General features: G+C 38.5%; 15 protein-coding genes. 6 read left to right on the plus strand and 9 right to left on the minus strand.

The genetic code is table 11. From position 1 onward, the window contains the following. The first annotated feature begins 219 nt into the window (after positions 1–219). From CCY99_RS07440 to CCY99_RS07450, 3 genes are read left to right on the plus strand one after another with little or no spacing between them, the layout of a single operon-like run. Positions 220–1,881, plus strand: a complete 1,662-nt coding sequence (locus tag CCY99_RS07440; protein WP_146744955.1) for a glycosyltransferase family A protein — start codon at positions 220–222, stop codon at positions 1,879–1,881. A 39-nt stretch (positions 1,882–1,920) separates the two neighbouring features. Further along, positions 1,921–2,655, plus strand: a complete 735-nt coding sequence (locus CCY99_RS07445; RefSeq protein WP_112060786.1) for a hypothetical protein — start codon at positions 1,921–1,923, stop codon at positions 2,653–2,655. Next, positions 2,633–3,310, plus strand: a complete 678-nt coding sequence (locus CCY99_RS07450; RefSeq protein ID WP_112060787.1) for an alpha-1,2-fucosyltransferase — start codon at positions 2,633–2,635, stop codon at positions 3,308–3,310. Before CCY99_RS07445 ends, CCY99_RS07450 begins: the two co-directional genes overlap by 23 nt. Positions 3,311–3,407: 97 nt before the next feature. Here the strand turns inward: CCY99_RS07450 and CCY99_RS07455 are convergent, their stop codons facing one another. The 3 genes from CCY99_RS07455 to CCY99_RS07465 all read right to left on the minus strand — a co-directional run bounded on the left by CCY99_RS07455 (position 3,408) and on the right by CCY99_RS07465 (position 7,684). Continuing rightward, positions 3,408–4,424 (minus strand): glycosyltransferase family 2 protein, encoded by a 1,017-nt coding sequence (locus CCY99_RS07455; RefSeq protein ID WP_112060788.1) that lies wholly within the window; start codon positions 4,422–4,424, stop codon positions 3,408–3,410. Positions 4,425–4,554: 130 nt separating this feature from the next. Then, positions 4,555–6,636, minus strand: a complete 2,082-nt coding sequence (locus tag CCY99_RS07460; RefSeq protein WP_112060789.1) for a glycosyltransferase — start codon at positions 6,634–6,636, stop codon at positions 4,555–4,557. A 115-nt stretch (positions 6,637–6,751) separates the two neighbouring features. Next, positions 6,752–7,684 carry a glycosyltransferase family 2 protein gene (locus tag CCY99_RS07465; protein ID WP_181646889.1) on the minus strand — a complete coding sequence of 311 codons (933 nt, stop codon included), beginning with the start codon at positions 7,682–7,684 and terminating at the stop codon, positions 6,752–6,754. A 262-nt stretch (positions 7,685–7,946) separates the two neighbouring features. Between CCY99_RS07465 and CCY99_RS07470 the strand changes: the two genes are divergently transcribed. The 3 genes from CCY99_RS07470 to CCY99_RS07480 all read left to right on the plus strand — a co-directional run bounded on the left by CCY99_RS07470 (position 7,947) and on the right by CCY99_RS07480 (position 12,579). Then, entirely contained in the window at positions 7,947–9,260 is a 1,314-nt protein-coding gene (locus CCY99_RS07470) for an MATE family efflux transporter (protein ID WP_258443861.1), read from the plus strand. Positions 9,261–9,439: 179 nt separating this feature from the next. Beyond that, positions 9,440–10,768, plus strand: a complete 1,329-nt coding sequence (locus CCY99_RS07475) for an ankyrin repeat domain-containing protein (RefSeq protein ID WP_181646890.1) — start codon at positions 9,440–9,442, stop codon at positions 10,766–10,768. A gap of 14 nt (positions 10,769–10,782) precedes the next feature. Continuing rightward, complete coding sequence (locus CCY99_RS07480) at positions 10,783–12,579, plus strand: pyruvate/oxaloacetate carboxyltransferase (protein WP_112060792.1); 1,797 nt, start codon at positions 10,783–10,785, stop codon at positions 12,577–12,579. Positions 12,580–12,621: 42 nt separating this feature from the next. Here CCY99_RS07480 and CCY99_RS07485 read toward each other — a convergent pair whose 3' ends face one another. The 6 genes from CCY99_RS07485 to yedE form a co-directional block, all read right to left on the minus strand. Beyond that, complete coding sequence (locus tag CCY99_RS07485) at positions 12,622–12,987, minus strand: hypothetical protein (protein ID WP_112060793.1); 366 nt, start codon at positions 12,985–12,987, stop codon at positions 12,622–12,624. Then, positions 12,984–13,598 (minus strand): hypothetical protein, encoded by a 615-nt coding sequence (locus CCY99_RS07490; protein WP_112060794.1) that lies wholly within the window; start codon positions 13,596–13,598, stop codon positions 12,984–12,986. The genes CCY99_RS07485 and CCY99_RS07490 overlap by 4 nt, the downstream gene beginning before the upstream one ends. A gap of 50 nt (positions 13,599–13,648) precedes the next feature. Further along, complete coding sequence (locus CCY99_RS07495; protein ID WP_112060795.1) at positions 13,649–13,879, minus strand: DUF3343 domain-containing protein; 231 nt, start codon at positions 13,877–13,879, stop codon at positions 13,649–13,651. 21 nt (positions 13,880–13,900) lie between these two features. After that, the gene (locus CCY99_RS07500; protein WP_112060796.1) at positions 13,901–15,241 is read right to left on the minus strand and encodes an aminotransferase class V-fold PLP-dependent enzyme; all 1,341 of its coding nucleotides are present in this window, start codon (positions 15,239–15,241) and stop codon (positions 13,901–13,903) included. Between the two features lie 356 nt (positions 15,242–15,597). Next, on the minus strand, positions 15,598–15,804 hold the full coding sequence (locus CCY99_RS07505) for a sulfurtransferase TusA family protein (RefSeq protein ID WP_112060797.1): 207 nt from the start codon (positions 15,802–15,804) through the stop codon (positions 15,598–15,600). A 524-nt stretch (positions 15,805–16,328) separates the two neighbouring features. Beyond that, positions 16,329–17,393 (minus strand): YedE family putative selenium transporter, encoded by a 1,065-nt coding sequence (gene yedE, locus CCY99_RS07510; protein WP_112060798.1) that lies wholly within the window; start codon positions 17,391–17,393, stop codon positions 16,329–16,331. Positions 17,394–18,641: the final 1,248 nt, after the last annotated feature.

The raw sequence follows: 18,641 nt of genomic DNA on the forward strand, positions 1-18,641 counted from the left end.
TTTCTAAACACACTTTTTAGGCTCTAAAACCAAAATCTAGTGGAATCTTAAAGGAAAATCTTGCAAACAATTCGGCAAAAACTGAAAAATTTCATTAAATATATCTATAGATTTAGAATCTGCTATGTTTTGATTAATCATTTGTATAATTTTCTCCTTACTTCAAAGCTTACAAATCCCTATCTTAGGGGGAGAAGCTTAAGGCGATTAGACAAAGAAATGGATTTTTTTATAGATAAGATTTTAAAGGGAGAGAATTTTGCACTTGTTAGAAATGGAGATGGTGAGAGAGCTTTAATGCAGGGTAAAAGCCTATCCACGCAAGAATCTTGGAAGTCGCCTAGCCATATTACGAAACTTGGAAGCGACCTTTTAGATTCTCTAAATGTGGAAAATCCGCTATTTTTCTATGGGATTTCCTGCCCGTGCTGCGATAAAGAGGCGTATTATTGGTATGAAAGTCGCATTAAAAATCCAAATAAAACTTTTGCAAATCTTTGGGTAAATGTGAATTTCCCCCGCTTTAAAAATAGCTTTGAGAAAATCAAAAAAGACGCAGTGTTAATTGCTAATTACTCCGCAAGTGGAGCAAAAATCGGGCATCTAAATATACTAAAACATTATAAAATTAGCGATGATTGTGTGAGCTTTTGGGAGAGCGAAGCGGAGGCGATGATTGTATCTATCAAGCGAGATTTTGCGGATTCTAGCGACCTTTTATTTGCGGTGAGTGCGGGTCCTATAAGCTCTCCAATCATCAAAAATCTATTTTTGTGGAATCCAAAAAATACCTATGTGGATTTTGGAAGTGCCATTGATAGCTACTATGTGGAGCGGCAAACTCGCCCATACCAAGATAAACACTCGATTTTTGGGTCGCGAAACTGCTATATGTATGAGGATTTGAAATGCGATGTAAGCGTGGTTTTGACACTTTATAAGCGTGGGGAATATCTAAGAGAGCAAGTCGAAGCACTTTTAAATCAAAGCTTAAAACCAAGTGAATTGATATTATTTTGCGATATGCCGGTGGAATCTAGCGTAGAATCTCGTGGGGAATCTGTGGAATCTAGTTTGGAATCTGGGAGCGAATCTAGTGCGGAATCTAGCCAAGAATCTAAAATGGATTCTATAGAATCTCACAATATTTTTGATATTTCCACCCTAGATTCTGCCTTTGATAATATTATAAAAGTGCGGAAAAATGTCGGCGTATGGGGGCGATTTAGTGCGGGGCTATTAGCAAAGGGCGAATATATTTGCTTTTTTGACGATGATACGATACCAGCCCACCGGTGGCTTGAAAACTGCCATTATGAGAGCTTGAGAAAAGATGGGCTTTATGGTGGCGTTGGGATTTTATCAAGCGACTTGGCGAAATACCCCTTTGACTTGGCACATAGGACTATCGGCTGGTTGGATAGTCCGCCTTTTTCTGTGCGAAATAAGCGGACTAAGAAAGTCGATTTTGTGGGGCATAGCTGGTTTTTGAAAAAGGATTATTTGGGGGTGATGTGGATTGGCTCAAATGAGTTTTATAAAATGCGTAGTGTGGGCGAAGACGCCTATCTCTCCTTTAGCTTGAAGAAATATCTAAATATCAGCTCTTTTGTCCCACCGCAGGATAAAGATGAGTTCCTAAGCTCCATAAAAGGGCTAGAATACGGCAAGGGAGCAGAATCTATCCATAAAAATGATGAAAATTTACAAAAAATGAATAAAGCCCTAAAACTCTTAAAATCAAAAGGAATGCGTGAAGTGAGCCTAAACTTAGGCTGGAAATGTATCTATATGGGGCGAAAAATCGCTTTAAAATTTTTAAAAGACGAGCAGTATGAGGCGATAAAAGCCAAAATTAAGCTAAAATTCAAGCAATTTTAAAAGGCGGAAGCTAAAAACTTTAAAACAAAAGGGGGATAAATGGTCGTATTTGAGCTTGTGGGTGGGCTTGGCAATCAGCTCTATATCTATAGCTTTGCCAAAATGATAGAAAAGAGGTATGGCTACAAGGTCGCGCTTGATGTAAGTTGGTATGATAGGCATGGTATTGATTGCGATGGGCGTGAGGCGAGGGACTTGGAGCTATTAAGATTTGAGAATGACTTGGAGTTGGTGAATTTTAATCATCTTAAAATGATTAGATTCCTGCCTTTTGGAGATAAAATACGATATGTATTTAATAAAATAATGGGGAAATTACGACTCTCTCGCCTTTGTTTGACGCCTAAAAACTACTTGGATTTTAGCCAAATAGCCTATAGTCCAAAAATGCTTGAAATCCCCGATAACTCCTATGTAAAGGGATATTTTGGTAGCTATAAACTCTATAGCAAAACGGGGTTTGTGGGCGATATGGAAATCCCGCAATTTAGGCTAAAAACACCGATGAACGACGAAAATCTGGCAATGTTGGCAAAAATCAATAATTGCAAAAACTCTGTGGCGCTCCATATCCGCCGAGGCGACTACGCAAATATCCACCAATACGCCAAGCTCGGGGCGACATACTACAAAAGAGCAATTGAGCTAATGCGTGAAAAGATAGCCGAGCAAATGGCGTTAAGTGGGGCGAATTCGTCGCTAAATCTAGCTACCAATCTACAAAATGTGCCATTAAATAGGGCTAATATAAATGGGGGGGGGTCGCGAATCTAGCGAGATTATAAACGCAGAATCTAGCAATTGCAAAAATCTAAAAAACTTCACTAAAGAATCCGCTCAATACGACGAACTTATTAAACTTGCAGAATCCATCAAATCCAAAAATCTCGCTCAATGCGAAGAATCTAAAAAAGCACAAGATTTCGTAGATTCCACACCACATTTCTTTATCTTTAGCAACGACATAGATTTTGTTAAAAACCATTTCGTTGGCTTAATGGGCTTAGATTCCGCAGATTCTACGAACTCACAAGATTCTATAAATCCCCAAGATTCCACAAGTCCCAAAGATTCCACAAACTTATCAATTTCTAAAAGTCCAAAAGATTCCCAAGATTCCACAAACTCACACGAAAAGTCCGCAGAATCCACCCCAAACAACGCCCCAAATCACACACAAAATTACACCCCAAATTACACCATAGTAGACATTAACTCCGCCTCAAATGCGGCTTTTGAGCTAACCCTAATGAGTGCCTGTAAGCACCAAATCATCGCAAATTCTACCTTTAGCACTTGGGCGAGCTACATCAATCCAAATCCAAATAAAATCATCATCGCCCCTGATATTTTCGCATATGGGCGTGATATAGAGACTTTCCCGCTGGATTTCTTTCGTATCGACCACATTTGGGGTTTAATGCAGTGAAAATAATTTTGGGGGTGATTTTGAAAAAGATTTTCAAAAATCCGCTTTGCTTGGGTTAAACCTAAAATTTAATAATGACTATCCTCGCCCTATATGCTTATATCTTTATTTTTCTAAAGCTCACTATATAGGCTAGAATCCGCAAGTAAGTCAAATTGCGATTCCAGTATTTTAGCGATTTAGCGCATTTTTTTAGATAGAGGCTCTTGCCATTTTCCGCTCCAAATCGCTCCTCTAAAATTATCAGCGATTTTAGATTATTAGTAATTCTAGCGATGATTTTCTCGCACTCCCTATGCTCTTTTAGCCGCTCATTTTGCCCTAGCTTCGCTAAAATCTCGCAGACATAGGTCATATCATTTTGCCGCTTTAAGATATTTTCCTTAGAGTTATCTTTGGTAATAGAAGTGGCGTTTAGGCAATACTTATAGAGCCGAGATTCCACGCTGACATACTTTTTTGCCAAAAGGGCAATCACAAAAAATGTCAGCATATCTTCGCCCATATTTAGCGGATTTTCCACGCATTCCAAAAGTCCCACCGCCTTTCTCACAAGCTCTTTTCTATACGCCTTATCCCATAGTGTAAATTTAGGAAAATGATAGCTAGATAGGAAAAAATTATGTGCGATTTGCGTATTTTCAAGCTTGGATTTGCTAAATCTTGTAGGGAGCAAATAGCGAATCTTATGTAAAATATAGGCAAGTGCTGAGCTATTTTTGTTATCCACAAAATCGCTCTTAAAATGCACTATATCAGGCGGAGTTTGGGAGCTTAAAATCTCATTTTGGATTTTAGATTCTAGCAACTCGCAGGTATTTAACGCCATGAAATCATCGGCGTCAAGGAATAGCAAATACTGCCCTTTTGCGTTATTTATACCACTTATCCTAGCGTGGAAACGACCTAGATTCTTGGGATTGCGGATAATTTTTACGCGCGGGTCGCTTTTGGCGTAATTTTGGGCGATTGAGATTGAATTATCCGCCCCACAGTCATCAACGATAATAATTTCAATGTCCATAAAAGTTTGATTGACGCAGCTTTCAACGCAACGAGCGATGTATTTTTCCACATTATGCGTGGGGATTATTATGGAAAATCTAGGCGACATTTAAAACCGCCGAGTAAGTTAACAATGTAGTTTGTTTTAAATATCTAGTAGAAGTTTGGTTTTGGCTCTGGTCGGTGTGTTGGCTGTGTGGGTCAAGTCGGCACTCAAGGTGGCTGTGGTATTTATCAAGTCACTCAAGTCGCCATTTGACGTTGTTACTGCTTTGTAGGCTAAGAATACATAAGCGGAATCTTAGCTCATAGCCCCCCCCAGCTATTAGCACATCTATCGTATTTTGGTAGATTTTAATTGTGTTGTTTATATCAAATTTTTTGGCAAATTCCCTTGCGTTTTCCCCCAAAATGGGCTTATTTTGATGGGCGATAAAGGAATCTAGAGCAGTTTTTAGCGAGTTTGTATCGCCCACCTCACATAAAAATCCATTTATTTTATTAAGATTGCCATTGATTTCGCTTTGATTAGGGTAGTTTCGCACGAGCTCCTTACAGCCAATCGCATTTGTGGTGATTATTGGCGTTTCCATCGCCATAGATTCTAGTAGGCTAATCGCCACGCCCTCCCTATAGCTAGGCAAAACTACGGCGGAGGCAAGTTTTATAAACTCCCTTACATCGCTTGTTTCACCTAGATAGCTCACAGCCCCGCTATTATGCCACTTTTGGAGAGTTTCGGCTGGGATTGCTTGTGGATTTTTCGCATCACTTTTGCCTAGTAGGTAGAATCTTATTCTATAATATCTCTGCCCCCCCCCTATGCGAGATTTTTCGCTATTAGCAGATTCTCTCTCAAACATTTTTGCCACCTCGACAAACTCGCCCACGCCCTTATCCCAGAGCATTCTAGCAATAAGCAAGAATCTGATCTCGCCATCTTTTGGGGGATTATTTAGGTATTCCTCTTGGGCTTGATTTTGTGGCTTGAAATCACTTTTTGGCTTGAAATCCGCCCTAAAATGCTCCAAATCCACGCCCTCACTAGGCAAAATAAAGCTTTTACTTGGCTCTATGATTTTGGATTTTATAAACTCCTCCCTATCATCTTTATTTAAAAACCACACTTCATTTGTGCCTTTAAGTGCGTGTTTATAGAGCCAAACAACGATATTTTTTAGGATTTTTTTGAAAATCCCACTTGGGATAAACACATAGCCAAGCCCCGTAGTTACGGCGATATTTGGGATTTTTAGGCGATTTGCAATAAATGAGCCATAAATCACGGGCTTAATGGTGTAGCTAAAAATTAGATTTGGGCGGATTTGGCGTATCATCGCCCTTAGAGAGCGGAAAAATCGCAAATCTTTAAGCGGATTTAAGCTCTTTGGGTCGATAAAAATATCATAGAGCATAAAGCCCTCGTTTTTGAGATTTTCTGCACTTGCGTCAAATGGGGCGATAATGTGGATTTCATAGCCGCTTTTTGCGATATTTTGCAACGCTTTTAAGCGGAAATTCCACATACCAAAGCAAGAATTGGAGATAAAAAGGATTTTTGGCTTAGAATCGTGCGTGGAATCCGGGGAATCTGCATTTATAGAATCTTGTGTGGAATCTGTGGAATCTTTTGAGCGGACGGAATCTAGATTCGCGAAATTTGGATTTTTCAAATTTTTCTGTGTGGGCTGTGTGGCTTGTGTTGCTTTTGTAGATTCCGTAATTTGTGGGCTTTTAAGCTGGGCGGAAATCTTTTTATGATAGATATTTATAATAATATTTTGGTCGTATTTTTTTGCCTCATTTAGGGCAGATTCTGCCATTTTAGCTGTATTTGTTTGCATAAATCTAACGATAGAGTTATAAAGTGCCTTAATGCTATTTGGGGCGATTAGAAAGCCATTTTCGCCTATAATAACGCTAGAATCTTGGGAATCTTTAGAATCTTGCGTAATTTTCAAGTGGGTGGAATCGTGGGAATCCGGCGAATCTTTGGAATCCAAATCTCCCTCTAAATCCCCCGAAATAGTGATTAAATCTCTGCACCCGCTCATATCTGTCGTAATTATGGGCTTTCCCATAGCAAGTGCTTCTAGTAAAACCCTAGGAACACCCTCTTTATAAAAGCTAGGCAAAACTACGGCGGAGGCAAGTTTTATAAACTCCCTTACATCATTGCTCTCGCCTAGATAGCTAATAGCCCCGCTATTATGCCATTTTTGGAGTGTGTCAAGGGGGATTGATTTTGGATTTTTATTATCGTTTTTGCCTAGCAGATAAAATCTCGGCTTTAAATCCAAATTTATATTTTGCGGAGTCATATTTTGACTTTTCTTAAGCGATAATTGGAGCTAGAAAAAAGCGGGTTAAATGGATAAAAGAGATTAAAAAATAGTAAATTTAAAGTGTAGTTGAAATGCGATAAAAGGCTAGAATCTAGCTGTCCCCCCCCCCAATCATATATTTAATATATGCAAAAACATTGATTTCTTTTAGTTTTCTAAGCGGTTTTAGGAGAATAAAAAGAGGCGAGATTTGCATGTCATTTTCCCGCCACGCACGGAGGCATTCCACATTTGCCTTATAGATATTTTTTAGGTTTTGATTGGAGATTCCACCTAATTGCATTTTTATAAAATTTTCATCGATATACATATTGTTTATTTTATTTTTTGCTAAAAATCGTAGCATCAGCTCATAATCCCCAGCGATTTTATAGCTTGGATTAAATCCGCCAAATTTCTCAAAAATCTCTTTTTTTACATAAAATGTCGGGTGGGCGGGGTGTAAGCCCTTTTTAAAATCGCTAAAATTTAGATTTTGACCCTTAATTTGGCGGAGAATCTTGGGAGATTTTGTGGAATCTTGGGAGATTTGGAAACTTGTAAGATTCGCCGAATCTAGATTCTTGGAATTCGTAGAATCTATAGTTTCCGCCAAACCCCCCACATTTACACAATCCACATACTCCAAATTCGCACATATGGATTCCACGCTTTTTGCCACTGGCTTATTAAACGCCCAATTTATAAGGCTTAAAATATTAGAACTTGCAAAATAATCATCAGAGTTTAAAAATCCTAGCAAATCCCCGCTAGACGCGTTAATCCCGCGGTTAAATGCCTCATAGATTCCGCTATCTTTTTGGCTAAAAATTTTTAGGGTGATATTTTTTGCCTCATATTTTGGGCGATAAGATTGAATGATTTCTAGGGTCAAATCGCTACTTTTGCCATCGATTATAATATGCTCGATATTATTATAATCTTGGCTAAGCACGGATTCTAGGGTGTTTTTTATGGTTGGCTCTGAGTTTAGCGTAGCTGTGATTATGGAGATTTTATAATTATTTATACTTATTTTTTTCAAAATTCTCAAATCCCTTTTCTAGCTATTTTTACAAATTTTACTTTAGAATCTTTAAGATTCCATCAAATTTTGAGCCAACTAAAAGCCTCTAAAATTTTTAAAGGAATATTATCAAAAAAAATATTTTTTTGCATTAAAGCGCATAAAATTAGTTAGAAATTACCGCTGTAATCTTGCTAGGCAATCTAATTTTTTTAAAAGTTTTCTTGGCTAAAATACAGCCCTAAAACAAAGTCTAAATTCAAATATTTTAGGAGTATTTTTGTCAAAGCAACTCAGTCTCAAAGCCCTCGTAGTGCCGATTTTCCTTGATATGTTTTTGCGATTTTCCTCGCTTATGCTAAATACTTATATGGTCTCCCAGCACTCCGCATATCTCGTTGGCTCGATGGGTGCGGGGAATCAAATACTAGATTTATTTATCACCATTTTTAGCTTTTTAAGCGTGGGTTGTAGTGTGGTTATCGCCCAAGCGTTGGGAGCTAGGGACTTTAATCTAGCTAAAAAGGCGATGCACCAAAGCCTATTTTTAAACGCACTTTTGGGATTTGTCTGTGGGGCGATAATCCTATTTTATGGCGATAATCTCTTGCATTTTTTAAATGTCCCAGAAGGGCAGTTTTCCCAAGCCTCGATTTATCTTAAAATGCTTGGAATCTGCCTATTTTTCGACGCTGTGGGGATTATTTTGGCTTCGATTGTGCGTGTGTATAATATGGCGTATTTTGTTACGCTCACCTCGCTTGTGATGAATTTCATCTCCGTTGGGCTAAATTATTACACGCTTCACTATACGAATTGGGAGCTTTGGGGCGTGGGACTGGCGACAATTATTGGGCGAGTTGCGGCGATTTTCATACTTTTAATCGTGCTAATTTTTAGGTTAAAAATCAAAATTTACTTTAAGGAACTTTTCAATTTAGAAAAAGAAGTGCTTAAAAAAGTCCTTAAAATCGGCTCATTCTCCGCTGGGGAAAATCTCATTTGGATTATTCAATACACTATTGCGTTATCCTTTGTGTATTCGCTAGGGGCGGAGTATGCGAGCGTGCAGACGATTTACTTTCAAATTTCTATGTTTATTATGCTAACTGGGGCGGCATTTAGTATCGCAAATGAAATAATTATCGGCAAACTCGTCGGCGCAAGGGCGACAAATGTCGCATACAAGCACACTTGGCGGGTTTTGTATTTGAGCCTTTTTGTAACCCTAATCGTGGTTTTAATAAACTTTTTTGGCAAAGATTTTATTATGGATAAGTTGGGGCTGGAATCTATCTTTAGGGAGATTATGCTCCCGCTCTTTGGGCTTTCTATCGTGCTGGAGCTTGGGCGGACATTTAATATTGTGATGGTGAATTCTCTTCGGGCTAGTGGCGATGCGAAGTTTCCATTTATTATGGGGCTAATTTTTATGCTGGGAGTGAGCCTACCGGTGGGATATACTCTGTGTTTTCACTTTGGATTTGGGATTGTTGGGGTGTGGATTGGATTCTGCTTTGATGAGTGGCTTAGGGGGCTGTGTAATGCCTATCGCTGGAAAAGTCGCAAATGGCAAGATAAAGCGGTGGTGTAAAATCTCATAGATATTTGTAGATTCTAAAAGTCCAAAAGATTCTAAAGGGTATAGAATCTAAAAAATCATTGTGAAATTATGTATTTTGATAATCTTAAAATAGGGCAAAAATTTATAGGAATTTTATTATTATAAGCTATAATTAAGGCTTACAACTAAGTTTTAAGTGGAGAATCCTAGTGGGTGTATTGGAGAAAGAGTTTATAAAAGCGGTTATTGATAATAAAGTCCAAAGTATTAAATATTTATTAGGGAATGGCATTAATATAGATTCCACTGATGAGGACGGTTGCACGGCATTAATGTGGGCTGCAAAAGATGGCAATTTAGAGATGGTGAATATCCTATTAAATAATGACGCAAATGTTCGTATTGTTACAAATAATGGCTATTCTGTTCTTATGTTTGCAGCACTTAGTGGCAATATAGAAGTAGTGGAAAGATTGCTTGATTATAATATAGATATAAACCAGCAGGATAATGATGGTTGGACTGCGTTGATGAGTGCAGTTAGCGAGGGCTATATAGAGATTGTAAAGTTTTTGGTTGAAAATGGTGCGGATATTAACGCAAAACGAAATGATGGAACAACTGCTTTAATGCTTGCAAGCTCTTTTAATCATCTAAATATTGTTAGATATTTACATAAAAATGGTGCAGATATTAACGCATCTGATGAAAATTCTTGGAATTCTTTAATGTGGGCATCGTCATTTAATCATATTAATATCATTAAATATTTAGTAAAAAATGGCATAAATATTAATGCCACGCGAAATGACGGCTACACAGCTTTAATGAGTGCGTCTTTTAAAGGGCATTTAGAGGTTGTGAAATTTTTAGTTGAAAATGGTGCAGATGTCAATGCAAGTAAAAATGACGGCTACACAGCTTTAATGAGTGCGTCTTTTAAAGGGCATTTAGAGGTTGTGAAATTTTTAGTTGAAAATGGTGCAGATGTCAATGCAAGTAAAAATGACGGCTACACAGCTTTAATGAGTGCGTCTTTTAAAGGGCATTTAGAGGTTGTGAAATATCTATTAGATTCTGGGGCTAGTTTAAATCCAACGATAAACAATGTTTGGAATGCCTTTATTTGGGCGGCTGAAAAGGGGCATTTAGAGATTGTAAAATTATTATTGACTTACGGGGCAAATATCGATGATATTGATAATGATGGCTGTAGTGCGTTGATGTTAGCAGCTGGTGAGGGGCATTTGGAAGTGGTAAAATATCTTATCGCAAATGATGCTTTTATTAATGCTAGGGATTATAATCACACTACGGTTTTAATGAGGGCTGTAAATAGTGGAAATATAGATGTTATAGAATATTTACTTGAAAATGGAGTAGATGTTTTTGCTGTGGATAATTCTGGTAATACGGCATTAAAAATAGCATTAATGAATGGCTACCAAGATATAGCACAATTTTTAAAAAAAGAAGCACATAGATTAGAAGAATTGAAGCGTAAGAGAGAAGAAAAACACATTTTATTAAATTTATAAATTTGGAGAAAACTATGATAAAAATTACAGAAAATTCCTTGCGGGACGGACATCAATCGCTACTTGCGACTAGGGTTCGAACTGAAGATATGATAGAAGCTGCAAAGATATTTGAAAGCATTGGATTCTATAGCGTTGAGGTGTGGGGTGGGGCGACTTATGATACTTGCCTTAGATATTTGAAAGAAGACCCATTTGAGCGACTCGCTATATTTAAAAGTATATTTAAAACAACCCCTTTGCAAATGCTACTTCGAGGGCAGAATCTAGTGGGCTATAGGCATTATGCCGATGATGTGGTGAGGGAGTTTGTGAGATTATCCGCTGAGGGTGGCATTGATATATTTAGAATCTTTGATGCGTTAAATGATAGTAGGAATCTAAAAGTAGCAATCGAGGCAGTTAAAAAGCAAAATAAGCATGTGCAAGGGGCGATAAGCTACACAGTTTCCCCCGTGCATAATGTAAAAGGTTTTGTAGAATACGCAAAAGAGCTGGTGAAAATGGGTGCAGATAGTATTGTGATAAAGGATATGGCAGGGCTTATCACACCATTTGATGCATATGAGTTAGTGAAAGCATTGAAAGAAAATGTAAGTGTGCCAATCGTTTTTCACACGCATAGCACGGCTGGATTTGGATTCGCATCGCATTTAAAGGCGGTCGAAGCGGGAGCTGATATATTAGATATGAGTAACTCCGCCCTTGCTAGTGGGACTTCTCACCCTTGCACCCAATCAATGGTCGCCACACTAAAAGGCACGAAATGGGATACAAAGCTAGATATTGAAAAAATGGAAAAAGCCGCCGAGATATTGCGTCGCGTTCGCAAGAAATACAAGAAGTTTGAATCCGCATATAGCCTAATTGATACGCGTGTGTTAGTCAATCAAATCCCGGGTGGAATGATATCAAATATGGCAAATCAGCTAAAAGAGCAGAATGCACTTGATAGAATGGACGAGGTTTTAGATGAGATTCCAAGCGTTAGGGCAGATTTTGGCTATCCGCCACTTGTTACGCCTAGTTCGCAGATTGTCGGCACTCAAGCGGTTTTAAATGTCTTATCTGGTGAGCGATACAAAACTATCAGTAAGGAATCTAAGAATCTAGCGCGTGGATTCTATGGGAAAACGCCTGTGGAAATCGCCCCTGTGCTAAAAGAAAAATTAAAGCAAATGGGCGAGGAGTTTATCACCAAGCGACCGGGCGATTTGCTAAAAGATGAGCTACCAAAGGCAAAAGAGGAGAGCAAGGATTTTGCTTTTAGCCCAACGGATATAATCTCCTATGCGATGTTTGAAAAGGTTGCAAAGGACTTTTTAGATGAGCGAAATGCGAATGATTTGAAGCCGGAGGAAATCGAGACATTTGAAAATGTGAATGAGAATCTACCAAAAGATTTTAATATCATCGTAAATGGCGAACAATACGCTATTAAAATCGAGGGTAGCGGACATACGAGTAATGGCGTAAAGCCATTTTTCCTAAGACTTGATGGTGAGTTAAAAGAGGTTTTTATAGAGCAAGATGATGAAGTATCACAAGATAATAAATTTTTAGATAGTAAAAAATCAAATTTAGTAATGGGAACTACTCAAGGACATATAAGCTCAAATATGCCGGGTAGGGTTATTAAAATCAATGTTAAAGTCGGCGATAAAGTCAAAAGTGGCGATGTGGTGGCGATAGTAGAGGCTATGAAAATGGAGAATGAAATCACCGCAAATTTTGAAGGCGAGGTAAAAGAAATCTATGTCGATACAGACGCCCAAATCATCGCAAATCAAGCGATAATGCTTATTGAATAACTTTTATTTATAATCTATAAAGGGTGAGTTCTACCCTTTAGATTATCTATTTTTATTGAAAATTTTATTATTAAATAGTGGATTTATGTTGTTGTTTAATTTATCTTGCAATGTGCTTTTAAGCGAGATGTGGCAGCTTATACAATTTGTCAATGCAATATGCTCTTCATTTTTAACCATATTTATTTTTTCTACACTATGACAAGCAAAGCAGTCTTGTCCGCACGAGCTTTGCATTTGCAGTTTTGCTAGTTTTTCATCAGTGTGACAAACCTTGCAATTTAGCATAACACTATGATTTTTATCATTATAATCAACATTAAAATGGCAAGTTGTGCAATCTCCACTACAAGCAAATGATGTTATTTGAAAGGCGATTATTATAAAAAATATGTGTAAGAATCTCATATACTAAAATCTATAAATTTAAAATTTATCATAAGTGCATTTATGTTATCAACCTTGATATTAGAATTTTTCTTTGTGGCACGAAATGGGTGTAATCCCACTCTATAGCTAACCTCTAGTCCAAATCCCCTCATAATATCAATAAAGAATGAAATCATTCCATTTCCACCGTGTAAGTTATATTGTGTATCACCTACAAAATGGTTTAATAGCCCATAGCCAAATGATATACTAGGGATTATTCTTCCATCAAAGATTCTAGCACCTAATTTTGCATTAATATTTAATGAATAAAAGCTTCCAGCACTGCCATCAAGTGAGAATCCAAACAATAAAACATTATCTACAAAATTCCAACCCTTATCAAGGGCAAAAAATATTCCTTGTTTGCTCTCTCTTCCAATATTGGGAGATTGTTTATTAAGCAACTCATACCCAATCATAAACGCCCCATAAGAATCTTTTATAACTTGGGCGGGAGCAAAAAGTCCTACATCTTTATTATATTCAATCTCACTATTTTGGGTATTGTTAGTATCATTTGAAGAATTTTGTGTATTTGAATAAAGAATATTAATGGCTAAAACAAATATAATGAATATATTTTTCACTCAAATCTCCATCTCTCGAATAACTAATGAAATGAAATAATAACACAAAGTTAGTTTAATATCTTTATTTCATATTCAATTTTATTATCTTTTAGGATATTTTCTATTGTTGTTATGCCTTTCATCTCATCTATAATCTCAAAAAAGACAGCAATCCCACAATCACTCGAAAACTCCCTTGGCGTAGGAACTAAACGGATATAAATCCACTCCAAGCCTCCCAAAATCCGCTCACACTCAAAGGCACTAAAAGTAGTCCAAACTAGAATATAACCTTTCATTTAAGTCCCCTCTATGCGTATTTACAGCTCTTTTGTAATTATTTTTATCGCCTCTATGGCAAAATCAATGTCCTCGCTAGTGGTAAAAACGCCCGGAGAAAGACGAATCGTCCCACTATTTTTATAAAGCATTTTTTTATGTGTATTATTTGGTATATTTTTAATAAGATTCTTGGTGTTTTCGGCGATTTTTTGATTGGTATTTTTACTGAGATTCCAAGCTAGATTCCCTATATTTTCACTTAGATTCCCAAGATTTCTAGCGGGATTTTCGCTGGTATTTCTAGCAAGATTATAACTATCATTTGTAGTAGTATTTCCATCGATGCTATAAGTGCCGATAGATTTATGTGTCATAGGAGAGCAGTGAAGCCCCGCACGGACGCAAATATCAAATCTCCTATCTAGCAAATCCGCCATTTTAGAGAGATTGGGGCAAGTGAAAGATAAAATTCCGGTAGTTTGATAGCCCTTAAAAACCTCGATAATTTTAATCTTTGGAATGCCTCTTAAGCCTACCTCAAGGCGAGTTCTAAGCTCATTTTCCTTTTTAAAAATATTTTCTATACCGTAGTTTTTTAGCCACGCCAAAGAGGAATTTAGCCCAGAAATCCCGTGCATATTATGCGTCCCACTCTCAAATTTATCGGGCATAAAATTTGGCTGGGTGATTTCCCAGCTTTTGCTCCCAGTGCCACCAAAAACTAGGCTCTCAAACTCCACATTCTCGCCCACCACGCAGAATCCAACTCCCATAGGAGCCAAAAGCCCCTTGTGTGCGTTCCCGCAAATAATATCAATCCCATCACTTGAAAACGGATATACGCCTAGTAACTGCGTCGCATCGACTAGTAAAATCGCTCCAGATTCCCTTGCAATCGCCCTTAGCTCATCAAGTGGGAGAATCGCCCCTGTTACATTATTGCCACCCACACATGCAATTAGTCGCACACCCTTTGCAAGCTCCCTTGCCTTTTGTAAATCTAGCCTCAAATCTTGGCTTACTGGAATCTCCCTAAGCTCGATATTTCGGCTAGATTCAAGAAATTTCAGCGGTCGCATAATGGCATTATGCTCGATTTGTGTGATTAGCACCTTGTCATTTTGCCTTAAAATCCCGTAAAGAGCGAAGTTTATCGCATAGGTCGCATTATAAGTAAAAAAGATTCTACTTGGATTTTTAAAGCCTACTAATTCGGCAATTTGCCTCCGCGTGGCGTGTAAAAGCCTACTTGAGCTAATCGAGCTTTTATATGCCGCTCTCCCAGCACTTGCACCAATATTTGTGGTAAAGTCAAGCATAGATTCCGCCACACACTGGGGCTTTGGGAAGCTTGTAGCGGCATTATCCAAGTAAATCATTTCAATCCTTTTATTTTTATTTCGCACCCCAGCAAATCCGTCTTTGCGGACTTGGAGTTTTACTCTCTCGACCTACCAAAGCGTTAGCTTTTTGTAAAAGCTACGAATATTTGGACTTCGTCCAAAAATCGAGAATTTAAAGTCTTTATTTCGCAGTAGGGCAAAACAAAGTTTCTTGCCAAGCCCTCTTTGCGACAAGAGAAATTTACCCCTTGACCATCAAAGCAGTTGCTTCGTGTAAAACGAGCGTTAGCAAGGTTTTCTGCAAAAGCTTCGTTTTAAAAACGAGAAAGTATTTGTTTCACTAACAAACAAGCTAGATTTAGCAAGTTTAGATTCCCATAGCTGGTAAAGCCTTATTTTTCAAGCGTGTAAGTTATGGAATTATCGCTATTTTTGGCTTTTGCGACCCTAAAGTCATTGCTTAATGCGAAGCGGTGGATATTTTCCTCCGCACTCCCACAATCACAAATTATCTCAATATTTTTTTCGCCCTTATCCATTACCTCTTTGAGCCGTAAGACTGGCTCTGGGCAGTTTAGCCCACGAACATCTAGTTTCATTTTTATCCTTTTTATTACTTGGCTTGGCTTTTAAGTGCTTTCACGGGAGTTCGCTTCTTAGCTATCGTCAATAGACCATTAGTCTTATTTCCTCGCTCGAAACTTCACAGCCCGTAAAACGAAGTTTCTTGTAAAATCATCTTAAAATCCTTCGCCTTAATTTTTGGTATTCTAGTTTAGAATCCGCCTTTTTAAATTTCTTTTAAATGTCTTCTAAAAATTGCGTAGCAATTTTTCATCAACTTCTTAATCTCCGTGCGCCAGCAACGGACACCGAAAGAAGCGTCGTCGGGGGGTTTGGGGGGATTGCGTTAGCAAAGGGGGGATAAGGGGGAGCGACTTCGCCTTTGCCTTTGGCAAATCATCATTTAAGCCCCACCTTGTCCCCCCTTTCTTAAACAAGACGCTTAAAAACGAAAAACTAAGATTCCATTGGAAAAGCGACTTTATAAAGGCTTTGCCTTGAAGTTCCGCCTTTTATATATTGCCACTTTTTAATTCCCCCATATTCCCAAAATTAATTTTTATCGCTTTTCTCTTGCAAAAAATCCAAGTGCGACGCAGAAAATTAGCCCTACAAATACTGCCCACGGAGCATTTGCCCCAATTCCAGCAGGGGAACTTGCAAGGGCGAAATTATGAGCTATTGCCGCTCCAAATAATAATCCAAATACGAAGATTCCAGCATCGCCATCGCCCTCGCCAGAAAGCACGAGCTGTCGCCCCGGACAGCCCCCAGCTAGGCTGAATGCAAGTCCAGCTAAGAGCATTCCCAAGAAATTCCACATAGTGTCATTATGTGCGATTGGCTGGGAAGTGAAGCCGGGATTGAAAAAGCCAAGTGCGATATTTGTGAGTGTTGCGGCGACTACTAGGGCGATTACGCCTTGCAAGATATGGGAATCTTTGAGTATCACCACATCGCGGATTGCTGCAATCATACAAAATCGGCTCTTTTGGAATAATATGCCAAGCCCAAAGCCCACGATTAGCGAGATTATAAGCGGTGCGTGCATTGAGCCGGGACCACTGCTTGAAAATTTTATAAAGCTAATTTGTCCGCTTAACCCAAGTGCGAGTAAGATAAGCAATACAAGGGCGAAAAGTGGCATTATTAAAGCGGCGATTTTGCTTGTGGGGTGGTTCCGCCCTAGGCTAAAGCCCTTTTTAAGGAAAAAGATTCCAATTAGGATTCCAATAACCAGCCCAAAAAGCCCAGCTATCGCACTCCAATCACCAGCAGAGAGCCGAAGCCACATTCGCCACGGACAACCCAAAAAGACCAGCGCCCCAATCATCGCAAAAACGCCTAAGAAAAACCGCACCATAGGCGAGCTTCCGCTCCTAGGGCGAAACTCCCCAAAAAGAAGCGACGCAGCTAATGCACCAAAAACCAGCCCAATAATCTCAGGGCGGATATACTGCACGATAGCAGCACTATGAAGCCCCACTGCCCCAGCAATATCGCGTGTGAAGCACGCCGCACACACGCCCATATTGCCCGGATTGCCGAGCTTAACTAAAACCGGAGCCAAAATCCCAAGTGCAAGACCCGCTAAAATGGGGTAAATTGAGAGTTTTTTAAACATAGATTCCTCCAAACATTGATATAAATAGAAATGCAATATTGAAGAAATAGGGGAAGTGTGGCTTTGTGCTTGAAAATTTTGTCGCCTTTTGGGGCGAGATTTGGCGATTTTTATGCAACTTAAAGTCGCCAGTTAGAGCTACCGATTGGAGCCAAAGCCAAAAGAAGTAATGCCCTATTGTCTTTTCTTAAACCTAAGAACTAAAAAGCAAAAACTATTTTAAGACTGCAATTCTAGCAGATTTTATAAATTTGTGGTGCGGAATTTAAAAAAGTTTATGAGAAGTGGGAGATTTGCATAAAATGGCGGTGAGTGGAAATCTTGTAAAAAATGCGAAGCAATTTTTCGTCAAATAAAGTTCCGTGCGAAGCACCAAAAAAAGGGCGGTGGGCGGAATAAACAGAATCAAGGGCGAAGCCCTCCACCCAATAAAAAACCTTTAATTTTTAAGCGAATCTAAGTTTAAAAGTAACGCTTTTGTCGCATTTTAAAATAATTGTTCTAGGCGAATCCGTTTCCTCGTTCACGCTTTAGATTCCGCAAACTTGAGCGTTTTGGCTAATTAGAATCTCTTTAGATTCCGCCAGTTTTCCTAATTCAATTCAAGGGAGACAAGGACTTAAAGATAAATTTACCAAAGGCAAAGCCCCTATAAAATCGTATTTTCCATAGAACCTTTGCCTTTGTTTTTAAGTGTTTTGTTTAGTAAAGGGGGGACAAGGGGGCTTGAATTGCGAAATCGCTCCCCTTATCCCCCCTTTGCTTCGCAATCCCCCCCCCAAAAAAACCCCGATGACGCTTCTTTCGGTGCTGTGCTTCGCACAGAACTAGCAATTTTTAGGAATCTCGTGTGAGGCACAAGCCTCACGCACAAAAAAAGGTTGGTAGACAAAAATAATAATTATTAAAAAAGCGGTTTAAAAATTCACATAAAAAGGGCGGTGGGTGGGAAAACGAGCGAAGCGAAGTTTCCTGCCATAGATTAAAAAAAGATTTTAAGAGCGTTAGCTCTTAAAATATCCTTGTAAAATCTCTTAAGGTTTATAAGAATTTAAACTTTTAAAATCTCGCAGATTCCGCTGGAATACAGAATCTAGATTCACGCCAAGCTTAAATCACTTCTACCACCCAACCTTAACATTAAAAAACCCACTATTTTGTATAGTTTCATCGCCAAAGTTTCCTAGATAGTTTAGACCTAGTTCTATATTTGAAGTTACGGCATAGTTTACTCCAAGTCCAAAGTAA

The organism is Helicobacter sp. 16-1353, from assembly GCF_003288815.1.
Lineage (GTDB): Bacteria > Campylobacterota > Campylobacteria > Campylobacterales > Helicobacteraceae > NHYM01.

What these genes read in the sequence shown, in the direction of transcription:
- CCY99_RS07455 (WP_112060788.1), bottom strand. Translation starts at nt 4,424, where the DNA reads ATGTCGCCTAGATTTTCCATAATAATCCCCACGCATAATGTGGAAAAA.
- CCY99_RS07495 (WP_112060795.1), bottom strand. Translation starts at nt 13,879, where the DNA reads ATGAAAGGTTATATTCTAGTTTGGACTACTTTTAGTGCCTTTGAGTGT.
- CCY99_RS07460 (WP_112060789.1), bottom strand. Translation starts at nt 6,636, where the DNA reads ATGACTCCGCAAAATATAAATTTGGATTTAAAGCCGAGATTTTATCTG.
- CCY99_RS07450 (WP_112060787.1), top strand. Translation starts at nt 2,633, where the DNA reads ATGGGGGGGGGTCGCGAATCTAGCGAGATTATAAACGCAGAATCTAGC.
- CCY99_RS07500 (WP_112060796.1), bottom strand. Translation starts at nt 15,241, where the DNA reads ATGATTTACTTGGATAATGCCGCTACAAGCTTCCCAAAGCCCCAGTGT.
- CCY99_RS07485 (WP_112060793.1), bottom strand. Translation starts at nt 12,987, where the DNA reads ATGAGATTCTTACACATATTTTTTATAATAATCGCCTTTCAAATAACA.
- CCY99_RS07445 (WP_112060786.1), top strand. Translation starts at nt 1,921, where the DNA reads ATGGTCGTATTTGAGCTTGTGGGTGGGCTTGGCAATCAGCTCTATATC.
- yedE (WP_112060798.1), bottom strand. Translation starts at nt 17,393, where the DNA reads ATGTTTAAAAAACTCTCAATTTACCCCATTTTAGCGGGTCTTGCACTT.
- CCY99_RS07440 (WP_146744955.1), top strand. Translation starts at nt 220, where the DNA reads ATGGATTTTTTTATAGATAAGATTTTAAAGGGAGAGAATTTTGCACTT.
- CCY99_RS07480 (WP_112060792.1), top strand. Translation starts at nt 10,783, where the DNA reads ATGATAAAAATTACAGAAAATTCCTTGCGGGACGGACATCAATCGCTA.
- CCY99_RS07505 (WP_112060797.1), bottom strand. Translation starts at nt 15,804, where the DNA reads ATGAAACTAGATGTTCGTGGGCTAAACTGCCCAGAGCCAGTCTTACGG.